Annotated in this window: 12 protein-coding genes; 6 read left to right on the top strand and 6 right to left on the bottom strand. The window is 60.9% G+C overall.

The genetic code is table 11. The features are described from left to right. The first annotated feature begins 62 nt into the window (after positions 1-62). Genes ACNQ62_RS06155 through ACNQ62_RS06145 form a run of 3 tightly spaced genes read left to right on the top strand, consistent with a single transcriptional unit; the run spans position 63 to position 3,408 of the window. Complete coding sequence (locus ACNQ62_RS06155) at positions 63-446, top strand: response regulator transcription factor (protein ID WP_005852799.1); 384 nt, start codon at positions 63-65, stop codon at positions 444-446. Continuing rightward, positions 443-715, top strand: a complete 273-nt coding sequence (locus ACNQ62_RS06150) for a hypothetical protein (RefSeq protein ID WP_418094428.1) — start codon at positions 443-445, stop codon at positions 713-715. Before ACNQ62_RS06155 ends, ACNQ62_RS06150 begins: the two co-directional genes overlap by 4 nt. Beyond that, positions 715-3,408, top strand: a complete 2,694-nt coding sequence (locus ACNQ62_RS06145) for an ATP-binding protein (RefSeq protein ID WP_418094427.1) — start codon at positions 715-717, stop codon at positions 3,406-3,408. Before ACNQ62_RS06150 ends, ACNQ62_RS06145 begins: the two co-directional genes overlap by 1 nt. A 261-nt stretch (positions 3,409-3,669) precedes the next feature. Here ACNQ62_RS06145 and ACNQ62_RS06140 read toward each other — a convergent pair whose 3' ends face one another. The 4 genes from ACNQ62_RS06140 to ACNQ62_RS06125 all read right to left on the bottom strand — a co-directional run bounded on the left by ACNQ62_RS06140 (position 3,670) and on the right by ACNQ62_RS06125 (position 5,409). Then, on the bottom strand, positions 3,670-4,092 hold the full coding sequence (locus tag ACNQ62_RS06140; protein ID WP_005852802.1) for a TIGR01244 family sulfur transferase: 423 nt from the start codon (positions 4,090-4,092) through the stop codon (positions 3,670-3,672). An 8-nt stretch (positions 4,093-4,100) separates the two neighbouring features. Then, complete coding sequence (locus ACNQ62_RS06135; protein ID WP_418094426.1) at positions 4,101-4,532, bottom strand: DUF6691 family protein; 432 nt, start codon at positions 4,530-4,532, stop codon at positions 4,101-4,103. 1 nt (position 4,533) lies between these two features. After that, positions 4,534-4,965, bottom strand: coding sequence for a YeeE/YedE family protein (locus tag ACNQ62_RS06130; protein WP_418094425.1), 432 nt, complete (start codon positions 4,963-4,965; stop codon positions 4,534-4,536). A 204-nt stretch (positions 4,966-5,169) separates the two neighbouring features. Next, entirely contained in the window at positions 5,170-5,409 is a 240-nt protein-coding gene (locus ACNQ62_RS06125) for a hypothetical protein (RefSeq protein WP_005852805.1), read from the bottom strand. Positions 5,410-5,516: 107 nt separating this feature from the next. On the opposite strand from ACNQ62_RS06125, the gene ACNQ62_RS06120 reads away from it, so the two are divergent. From ACNQ62_RS06120 to ACNQ62_RS06110, 3 genes are all read left to right on the top strand, one after another. Then, positions 5,517-5,804 carry a DUF2312 domain-containing protein gene (locus ACNQ62_RS06120; protein ID WP_009826729.1) on the top strand — a complete coding sequence of 96 codons (288 nt, stop codon included), beginning with the start codon at positions 5,517-5,519 and terminating at the stop codon, positions 5,802-5,804. A gap of 213 nt (positions 5,805-6,017) precedes the next feature. Further along, a complete protein-coding gene (gene tig, locus ACNQ62_RS06115) occupies positions 6,018-7,349 on the top strand; it encodes a trigger factor (protein WP_037943993.1) in 1,332 nt (443 codons plus the stop codon). A gap of 191 nt (positions 7,350-7,540) precedes the next feature. Then, a complete protein-coding gene (locus ACNQ62_RS06110) occupies positions 7,541-8,197 on the top strand; it encodes an FkbM family methyltransferase (RefSeq protein ID WP_418094424.1) in 657 nt (218 codons plus the stop codon). Positions 8,198-8,244: 47 nt separating this feature from the next. On the opposite strand, the gene ACNQ62_RS06105 is transcribed toward ACNQ62_RS06110, so the two are convergent. Both ACNQ62_RS06105 and rplI read right to left on the bottom strand, forming a co-directional pair. Next, on the bottom strand, positions 8,245-8,694 hold the full coding sequence (locus ACNQ62_RS06105) for a transglycosylase SLT domain-containing protein (RefSeq protein WP_005852857.1): 450 nt from the start codon (positions 8,692-8,694) through the stop codon (positions 8,245-8,247). Between the two features lie 218 nt (positions 8,695-8,912). Then, positions 8,913-9,533 carry a 50S ribosomal protein L9 gene (gene rplI / locus ACNQ62_RS06100; RefSeq protein ID WP_064216809.1) on the bottom strand — a complete coding sequence of 207 codons (621 nt, stop codon included), beginning with the start codon at positions 9,531-9,533 and terminating at the stop codon, positions 8,913-8,915. Positions 9,534-9,541 lie beyond the last annotated feature (8 nt).

Genomic DNA, 9,541 nt, shown 5'->3' with positions numbered 1-9,541 from the left:
TGCCGCTCGGCCTACCGAGATCGCGGCACAAGCGACCAGGGCCACAGGGAGGGATTTTGCCAATGGGCAAGCATGTGGTGCTCGTGGAAGACGAGACGAACATCGCCGAGGCGATACGATTTTTACTCGGCCGTGAGGGCTGGCGCGTCGAAACGCTGGCCAATGGCGCGACAGCCGTGGAGGTGATCCGCAACGCCAGCCCCGATCTGGTGATGCTGGATGTGATGCTGCCGGGCAAAAGTGGTTTCGAAATCCTGAAAGAACTGCGTGCGGATGCGGCGTTGGCTGATCTGCCGATCCTGATGTTGACCGCCCGCGGCCAGACCCGCGACCGCGAAATCGCACTAGAGGCCGGGGTCAGCCGGTTTATGACCAAACCGTTTTCCAACGCCGATATGCTTGCAGCCGTGCGCGACCTGACCGCCGCAGGCACCGCAAAAGCATGAGCAAGCCCCCCGGCTCGCCGCTGTTTCTGGAACGGCGCAGCTACCGGTTTCGCCGCTTGATGGATGCCGTCCGGCTGCTGCCCTTGCTGGTGCTGGCCTTCTGGATGGTGCCGCTGCTCTGGCCCGTGCAGGATGCCCCCGTGGGCGCGGCCGTGCCCATGTCGCACGCGCTGCGCTATGTCTTTGGCGTCTGGCTGGCGGGCATCGTCTTGTGCTTTCTGCTTTGGCGGCGCACGGCGCGGCAGATTGCTCAGGAAGCGCAAGACTGATGGTGTCGCTGAACCAGTTGGTCGCGGTCTGTCTGCTTTATGTGGTCGGGCTCTTTGCCGTGGCCTTCGCGGCAGAGCGTGCGGCGGCACGGGGGCGGGGCGACTGGCTGTTGCGCTCTCCGCTGGTCTATACGCTGTCGCTGTCGATCTATTGCACCGCCTGGACCTTTTACGGCGCCGTTGGCTATGCCGCGCGGTCGGGGTTGGAGTTTGTGACGATCTACCTTGGCCCGTCGCTGGTGATGATCGGCTGGTGGTGGGTGCTGCGGCGGTTGGTGCGCATCGGGCGGTCGCATCGGGTGACCTCTGTCGCGGATCTGATTTCCTCGCGCTATGGCAAGTCGAACCTGCTGGCGATCTTGGTCACCATCATGGCGGTGATCGGGGTGACGCCCTATATCGCGCTGCAACTTCAATCGGTTACCCTGTCCCTGTCGATCTTTGCCAGCGCCGAGCCGGGGGTGACACCGGGCAGCGATCCGCTGAATTCCGCACAGGCGGCCTTTTGGGTCGCGGTGGGGCTGGCGCTATTCACCGTGCTCTTCGGCACCCGCAATCTTAACGTGAACGAACGCCACCACGGCGTGGTGATCGCCATCGCAGTCGAGGCCGTGGTCAAGCTGCTGGCGCTCCTGGCTGTCGGCGTTTTCGTGGTCTGGGGGCTGGCGGGCGGCGTCGATCAGGCGCTGGCGCAGATTGACCGGTCGGCCCTTGGTCAATGGCAGGTCGAAGGCGGCCGTTGGGCCGCGCTGACGCTGCTGGCCGCTGCCGCCTTCATCTGCCTGCCGCGGATGTTTCAAGTGCTGGTGGTGGAGAATGACGACGAACGTCACCTGCAAACCGCCAGCTGGGCCTTCCCGCTGTATCTCATGCTGATGAGCCTGTTTGTCGTGCCGATTGCCGTGGTCGGTCTGGACCTGCTGCCCGAAGGGTCGAACCCCGATCTGTTCGTGCTGAGCCTGCCGCTCAGCCAAGGGCAGAACAGTCTTGCGATGTTTGCCTTTCTGGGGGGCTTTTCCTCGGCCACGTCGATGGTGATCGTGGCGACGCTCGCGCTGTCGACGATGGTGAGCAACCATATCGTCATGCCGATCTGGCTCACCTACGGGCAGAACTCGGTGCAGCAATCGGGCGATGTGCGTCATGTGGTGATCCTGTCGCGGCGGCTGTCCATCCTGCTGATCATCTCGCTGGGGTATTTCTATTACCGGCTGTCGGGCGGCGGCGGTGCGTTGGCGGCGATCGGGACGATCTCTTTCGGGGGGGTCGCGCAGTTCCTGCCGGTGTTGCTGGGCGGTATCTTCTGGCGCGGGGCCACGCGCACGGGGGCCGTCTGCGGGCTAAGCGTGGGCTTTGCGATCTGGGTCTATACGATGCTCTTGCCCAGCTTTGGCGTAGGCGCGGCGCTATCGGTTGCGACCTTTCAGGACGGGCTGTTCGGTATGACCTGGCTGCGCCCCGAAGCCTTGTTTGGAATCAACGGTTTGGACCCCACTGTTCACGCAGTGATCTGGAGCCTTTCGCTCAATGCGCTGGTCTTTGTCGCCGTGTCCCTGTTCAGCTTTCCGGCCCCTGTCGAGCGGCTGCAAGGCGCGCAATTTGTCAATATCTTCGACCATTCCACCGCCGCCCGCGGGTGGAGCGCGTCCGTCGCGGCCAGCGAGGATCTGATGATCATGGCGCAGCGGATTTTAGGCCCCGCCGAGGCGCAGGGATTTTTCCGCGCGCAAGCCCAGTTGCAGGAAAAATCGGATGGTTTGCCAGAGCCAACGCCGCGTTTTGTTCAGGCGCTGGAGCGTGAATTGGCGGCCTCGGTCGGGGCGGCGACGGCCCATGCGATGGTGTCGCAGCTGGTTGGCGGTGCCTCTGTCTCGGTGCAGGATCTGCTGGCGGTGGCGGACGAATCGGCGCAGATGCTGGAGTATTCAAGCCAGCTTGAAATCAAATCGCGCGAGCTGACCGATACCGCCGCGAAGCTGCGCCGCGCCAATGACAAGCTGACGCAACTGTCGCATCAGAAAGATAGTTTTCTGAGCCAGATCAGCCATGAACTGCGCACGCCCATGACCTCTATCCGGTCGTTCTCCGAGATTCTGCGTGACGCCCAAGGGCTCGGGCCGGAGGAAAAGACGCGCTATGCCTCGATCATCCACTCCGAAACCATCCGGCTGACGCGGTTGCTGGACGATCTGCTGGACCTGTCTGTGCTGGAAAACGGCGAGGTGTCGTTGAACCGTCAGCGCGGGTCGCTGCGCGATGTGCTGGATCAGGCCGTGACCACAGCGCGCGCCGCCAATACCCGCGCGATCACCATTGACCGCGATCTGGCGGGCGAGGAGGTGATGTTGGAGACGGATCTGGACCGACTGGTGCAGGTTTTCATCAACCTTATCACAAATGCGCAGAAGTATTGCGTTGCCGACGACCCAAAGCTGTCGATCCGCGCCCACCAGCGGGGGCCCCGCATCATTGTGGACCTGATCGACAATGGCGCGGGGATCGATGCTGCCTCGCAGGAATTGATTTTCGAAAAGTTTAGTCGTTTGCCCGGGCAGGGCGGCGAGGGGGCCGGTCTGGGACTGGCGATATGCCGCGAGATTATCAAACGTTTGCAGGGGGATATCTCGTATCTTACCGAGGTGTCGGGCACTGGTTTTCGGGTTGAACTGCCGTTGGCGCAGAGCGGGGCCTAGGGCGATTTTTTCGGTTCTTTAAAGGGAATCGTAACCTCTCTGCGTCATTTCATAGGGGTGAAATGGCAGTGAAGGATGCGTGCGATGGTGTAAGGGATGTGAGTTTTGCCACATGATGCCGGTGGCATCAGTCGCGGGGGGACAGCGCCGTCTTGGCGCTATCCGTTGGTATGGCTTCTGCAACGGCGCGGTTGGCCTGATCCTTGGTGGATCGACCGGTGGCGCGTTGACTTCGGCGCGTCGACCCGTGTCGCGTTGCGGTTACGCGTAGGGGGCGCTGAGCACGCCGCGCATGTGGCTTAGATCGTAGCCACCGGCCCGTGCGGCCTCAATCAGCGCGTCTGCCGGTTGTTCGCCTGCCTGACCCAAGGCCCAAGCGATGGTCGACCGTGTGCCCGAGGCGCAATAGGCCAGAACAACCTCGTCCTGCGCCACGCCGATCTCGCGGTTGCGGGCTATGACATCAGGGGTCATCGTTTGGTGCGTCAGCTCTTGCACCGCAAAGCGCAAGCCAGCCGCCTCTGCCGCGGCCTGGATGGCGGCATGCTGATGGCTGGGGGGCACTTCCGCGTCGGGACGGTTGCACAGGATCAAGGTAACGCCAGCCTCTTTGATCGCCTCCATATCGGAGGGGTCGATCTGAGGGGCAGCAAAGAAGCGGGGGGTGATTTGACGAATATCCATAGTTTGACTTATCCAGCCGCCCGCGTTGTGTCTAGTATCCGCCGCGCTTTGGGGGCGATCATCATACCCGCCAGCATGGTGATCAGAAAAATCAGGCCGCCCAAGTCTCCAAACCCAAGCGACGCCAGCGCAGGCCCCGGGCACAGCCCGACCAGCCCCCAGCCCGCCCCAAAGAGCACGGCCCCCACGATCAGCTTGCGGTCCAGCCGCGGGTCGGGGCGATCGGGGAAGTCACCGCCCACCACGGGCCGCCGCCCACGGGTCAGCGCCCAAGCGACCGCCATCGGCAAAATGGCCCCGCCCATAACAAAGGCGAGCGTCGGATCCCAATCCCCGAAGAAATCCAAAAAACCCTGGACCTTTTGGGTATCGGTCATGCCCGACAGATATAGCCCGGTGCCAAACAAGGCACCGGCGAGGGCGGCAAGCATATTGCGCATCTCAGACCCCTCCGACCAGGGCGCGCAGGGCGACAACCATCAGCGCGCCTGCCGCGATATAAACGAGCGTCGCAACGATACCGCGTGGGCTCAGCCGCGAAATGCCGCAGACCCCGTGACCGGAGGTGCAGCCATTGCCGATGCGCGTGCCCAGCCCGACCAGAAGGCCAGCCGCGCCGACCAGCCACAGGTTCTCTGTCAGGTTGGTGGTCGCAGGGACGGGGGCAAAGAACGCGATCATCGCGGGGAAGATGATCAGCGCCGCCAGAAAGCTGCCGCGTTCGGCCCAAGCGCCACGCGCCGATCCGTCCACCAGCCCGCCGATAATGCCGCTGGCCCCCATGATGCGGCCGTTCCCCAACAGGTAGACCGCAGCGCCGCTGCCAATCATCAGCCCGCCAATCAGGCCCCAAATCCAATCTGCTTCAATCATATGCTATATCGCCCTTTCGTACCGCCGTAAGCGGCGGGTGTCGGGAAAACATATAATGAATGCTGAATGTGTGGCAAGCCGCAAGCGCGAGGTTGACGCTGTGTCGGTCTCTGGGCGTTTGTTATCTATCGAGACAGGGGCGTTATCTATCGAGACAGGGGCGTGATCTATAGAGACAGAGGCAGAAAGTGGCCGTCACCTGCCTTAGCCGAGAATGATACCGACCACGACCATCATCAGCCCAATCACCGACAGCAGCAATGCGCCAAGGTTCATCGGCAGCACTTTTTGCAGGACGATCCGCATCTCTTCTTCGGGCAGGGCAGCGCGTTTGGCACGGGCCACGCGCAGGATACACCAGACAAGCCCGACCAACCCTACAAAGGAGATCGCCGCGCCCGCCCAGATCAGGACGTCAAAGAGTGAAAGAGATGCATTTTCCATAGGCCGCGAGCTATCCGAATTCCGCCCAATGGGCAAGAGTGGCTTGCGGCAGCGCAGGCACGCGGGTAGTCAATGCGCTGACCCATTCAAGACATAGGACGCCCCAGATGAGCGACAGTGCCACCAATCCCGAATCCCAAGACGCCATCGGTGATGCCACATATCGCGTGACCGCGAATGAGCTGCGCCAGTTCGTAGAGCGGATCGAACGGCTGGATGCCGAGAAGAAAGACCTCGCCGAACAGCAAAAAGAGGTCATGGCCGAAGCGAAATCCCGCGGTTACGACACCAAGGTGCTGCGCAAGATCATCGCTCTGCGCAAGCGTGAAGCTGATGATATCGCCGAAGAAGAAGCCGTGCTCGAAATGTACAAAGAAGCGCTTGGCATGTCCTGATCCGGATGCGGTGCCTCGGGGGCTGATTATGCGCCCACTGGACGCCGCGCGAGACGTTTAATGCCATCGGTACGCGGGGGCAGGGGGCAATTCGCCCCGTCCCACGGGACCCCGCCGCCAAATCCGCTTGCGCCCAAGCGCAGGCCCCAATAGAAGAGCGGAAATTTTTCCGCCCGCGCCCCGCAATGCGCGGCCTTACCCTATGGAGCAAACATGCAGGTCAACGAGACGCTGAACGAAGGTCTGAAACGCGGCTATGCCATCACTGTGACAGCAGCTGAGCTGGAGGCCAAGGTCAACGAAAAGCTGGCCGAAGCGCAGCCCGAAGTCGAGATGAAGGGTTTCCGCAAAGGTAAAGTCCCAATGGCGCTGCTGAAAAAGCAGTTCGGCCAAAAGGTTATGGGCGAAGCAATGCAGGAAAGCATTGATGGCGCCATGCAAGAGCATTTTGAAAAGTCCGGCGATCGCCCTGCGATGCAGCCCGATGTTAAAATGGCGAATGAAGACTGGAAAGAAGGCGACGACGTCGAGGTCACCATGACCTACGAAGCACTGCCCGAGATCCCAGAAGTCGACCTGTCGTCCATCACGCTGGAAAAAATGGTTGTCAAAGCCGATGACGCCGCCGTTGAAGAGGCGCTGGCCAATCTGGCAGAGACCGCACAGGACTTTGAAGCCCGCGAAGAGGGTGCCAAGGCAGAAGACGGCGACCAGATCACATTCGATTTCCTCGGCAAAGTAGACGGCGAAGCCTTTGAAGGCGGCGCGGCGGAAGATTACCCGCTGGTGCTGGGCTCCAACTCCTTCATCCCCGGTTTCGAAGAGCAGCTGGTCGGTGTTGTGGCAGGCGACGAGAAAGACGTAACGGTCTCCTTTCCGGAAGATTACCAAGCGCCTCACCTCGCCGGCAAAGAAGCCGTGTTCGAGTGCAAGGTTAAAGAAGTGAAAAAGCCTGTTGCCGCGAAAGTGGACGACGAGCTGGCCAAGAAATTCGGTGCAGAAGATCTGGCTGCGCTGAAATCCCAGATCGCAGAGCGTCTGGAAGCGGAATATGCCGGTGCGTCGCGCGCTGTCATGAAACGCGGTCTGCTGGACGAGCTGGACAAGCTGGTCAGCTTTGACCTGCCGCCGTCGCTGGTCGAAGCCGAAGCAGGCCAGATCGCGCACCAGCTGTGGCACGAAGACAACCCTGATGTTCAGGGCCACGACCACCCGGAAATCGAAACCACAGACGAGCACAAGAAGCTCGCCGAGCGCCGCGTGCGTCTTGGCCTGCTGCTGGCCGAGCTGGGTCAGAAAGCCGAAGTTCAGGTCACCGACGCGGAAATGACGCAAGCGATCATGAACCAGGCACGTCAGTACCCTGGTCAGGAACGTCAGTTTTTTGAATTCGTTCAGCAAAACCAGCAGATGCAACAGCAGATGCGCGCTCCTTTGTTCGAGGACAAAGTCGTTGATCACGTGTTTGAACAGGCGACATTGAACGAGAAAGAAGTGTCGAAAGAAGACCTGCAGAAAGCCGTAGAAGAGCTGGAAGACGAATAAGTCTTTCCCCTTTTTCGGTATGACAAAGATCAAAGCCGTCCCGATTGGGGCGGCTTTTTTCATTAGACGGCTAGGGTGGGATCCGTTTTAGTGCAGCGTAACGCGGCAGTTCCGATCAAGGGGAGGGTGGTAGACACATGTCAGATCAAGCCAGTAACAGGGCGCGCCGCGCCGCGAGAGCAAAGACACCCTTGACCGAGGAGGAGCGCAAAGCCCGCCGGCGTGCGAAGCGGAACCTGCGTCAGGCCGAGGCGATGGGCTTTCTCAAGGGGGTAACGGCGATGCTGAAGCCTGGCGATCTGGCAATGGATTGCGGGGCCAATGTGGGTGTCGTGACCCGTTTGTTGGCCGACACAGGCGCCGAGGTGATCAGCTATGAACCCGATCCTTATGCGTTTGAACAGCTCACGAAGGCTGTGAAAGACCGCGCGAACGTGCGTCTTGTCAACGCGGCGGTTGGGGCCAGCTCGGGCACTGTGCGGCTGATGCGGGCCGCGAATTTTGACGACAATATGAAGGGGGCATCGGTCAAAAGCACAATCGTCGACGGCGGGCGTACGATTGACGCAGACAATTATGTCGATGTCGCATTGCTCAATTTTCTGGAAATTATCAGGGCTGAAATCGATAAACGCGGCGAGATCGCTTTTGTGAAGATGGACATCGAAGGCGCGGAGCTTGATCTGCTTGAGGCGATGGATGCTGCCGATTTGATCAAGGGGATCAGGTGCTTGGTCGTGGAGACCCATGAGCGCAAGTTCGCGGATCTCAGGCCGAGGTTCCGCGCGCTGCGCGAAACCTTTGCTGCGAAATACCCTGCGCGACAGGTGAACCTCGACTGGATCTGATAGAGGCACGCCTGGCCCATGGGGCAGCGCGGCGCGCCTTAGGGGGCTCAGCCTTTGCGCAGACCGGTTTCGACCAGCATACCGCGCCGTTTGGCCTCGTAATAATAGCCGCGGGCGTACCATTTGATTGCGGTGGCGTGATCGCCATCAGACAGCAGCCAAGCGCCGCGCAGGTATTTGACGCCGTATTTCAAGTTTACATCAGGATCGAGAAGATCGCCGGCATCGCCGCGAAACCCCATGCCGCGTGCGGTGGCGGGCAGGATTTGCAGCAGGCCGAAGTAGGGCCCATTGCGGGCCTCTGGACGGTGGGTGCTTTCACGGATGGCAAGACGGTGGACCAACGGGCGGGGGACTTCGTAGTGGTCGGCCCATTTGTTGATCAGCCCGCGCAGCTCGGGCGTCTCGTTGGGATAGAGCGGCAGCTTGCGGGGCGCGGGGGCGGGCTCTGGCGCGGTGCTGGCGCAGGCAGAGAGGGCAGGTGTGCAAAGCAACATCTGGCAAAGGGAACGACGTGTGAGGGCGATCATGCGGGTGACTCGCATCGTTGACGGGAGCCAAATGCTTACAACGCCGGGGGCACCGCGCAACAAGGGCAGCGCCGGATGGGCAGAGGGTCGCTTAGCACAGGGCGGCATATTGCCGATCGCGCAATGAAAAACGCCGCCGCTGAGAGGTCAGCGGCGGCGTTTCATTTGGAATCAGATCGGAAGGCTTAAGCTTGCGCTTCGTCTTCGTCTGTTTTCTCGACAGCTTCTGCCAGATCGTCGTCGTCGGATGCGGCGGAGCCGATATCGTCGAACAGTTCAGAGATCTCGAATTCGGCTGCAGCTTCTTCTTCTGCGGCCAGTTCCTGGATCGACTTGCCTGCGGCCTGAAGCTCGGCCTCTTCAGGGGAACGTGCAACGTTCAGCTGAATTGTGGCTTCGACTTCGGGGTGCAGGATGACGGTGACGTCATGCAGGCCCAGGTCTTTGATCGGGCTGCCCAGAACGACCTGTTTGCGGTCGATGGTAAAGCCTTCGGCTGTGGCAACGTCTGCCGCGTCACGGGTCGTAACCGAACCATAAAGCGCACCCGAATCGGAGGCGGAGCGGATGACGATGAACTGCTGACCGTTAAGCTTGTCGGCCAGTGCTTCGGCTTCTTTTTTGGTCTCGAGGTTTTGTGCCTCAAGCTGGGCTTTCTGACCTTCAAAGGCTTCGATGTTGGCTTTGGAAGCCGACAGCGCTTTGCCTTGGGGCAGCAGGAAGTTGCGTGCGTAGCCGGGCTTTACGTCCACGACTTCGCCCATTTGGCCCAGTTTGGCCACACGTTCCAGAAGGATAACTTGCATGTGCTTTC

This window comes from Sulfitobacter sp. SBS6 (assembly GCF_048285585.1).
Taxonomy (GTDB): domain Bacteria; phylum Pseudomonadota; class Alphaproteobacteria; order Rhodobacterales; family Rhodobacteraceae; genus Sulfitobacter; species Sulfitobacter pontiacus.
The sequence above is the reverse complement of the archived record's forward strand: the minus strand, read 5'-3'. Positions and strand labels throughout refer to the sequence as shown.

What these genes read in the sequence shown, in the direction of transcription:
- ACNQ62_RS06140 (WP_005852802.1), bottom strand. Translation starts at nt 4,092, where the DNA reads ATGGATATTCGTCAAATCACCCCCCGCTTCTTTGCTGCCCCTCAGATC.
- ACNQ62_RS06135 (WP_418094426.1), bottom strand. Translation starts at nt 4,532, where the DNA reads ATGCGCAATATGCTTGCCGCCCTCGCCGGTGCCTTGTTTGGCACCGGG.
- ACNQ62_RS06105 (WP_005852857.1), bottom strand. Translation starts at nt 8,694, where the DNA reads ATGTTGCTTTGCACACCTGCCCTCTCTGCCTGCGCCAGCACCGCGCCA.
- rplI (WP_064216809.1), bottom strand. Translation starts at nt 9,533, where the DNA reads ATGCAAGTTATCCTTCTGGAACGTGTGGCCAAACTGGGCCAAATGGGC.
- ACNQ62_RS06155 (WP_005852799.1), top strand. Translation starts at nt 63, where the DNA reads ATGGGCAAGCATGTGGTGCTCGTGGAAGACGAGACGAACATCGCCGAG.
- ACNQ62_RS06145 (WP_418094427.1), top strand. Translation starts at nt 715, where the DNA reads ATGGTGTCGCTGAACCAGTTGGTCGCGGTCTGTCTGCTTTATGTGGTC.
- ACNQ62_RS06120 (WP_009826729.1), top strand. Translation starts at nt 5,517, where the DNA reads ATGAGCGACAGTGCCACCAATCCCGAATCCCAAGACGCCATCGGTGAT.
- tig (WP_037943993.1), top strand. Translation starts at nt 6,018, where the DNA reads ATGCAGGTCAACGAGACGCTGAACGAAGGTCTGAAACGCGGCTATGCC.
- ACNQ62_RS06125 (WP_005852805.1), bottom strand. Translation starts at nt 5,409, where the DNA reads ATGGAAAATGCATCTCTTTCACTCTTTGACGTCCTGATCTGGGCGGGC.
- ACNQ62_RS06130 (WP_418094425.1), bottom strand. Translation starts at nt 4,965, where the DNA reads ATGATTGAAGCAGATTGGATTTGGGGCCTGATTGGCGGGCTGATGATT.
- ACNQ62_RS06150 (WP_418094428.1), top strand. Translation starts at nt 443, where the DNA reads ATGAGCAAGCCCCCCGGCTCGCCGCTGTTTCTGGAACGGCGCAGCTAC.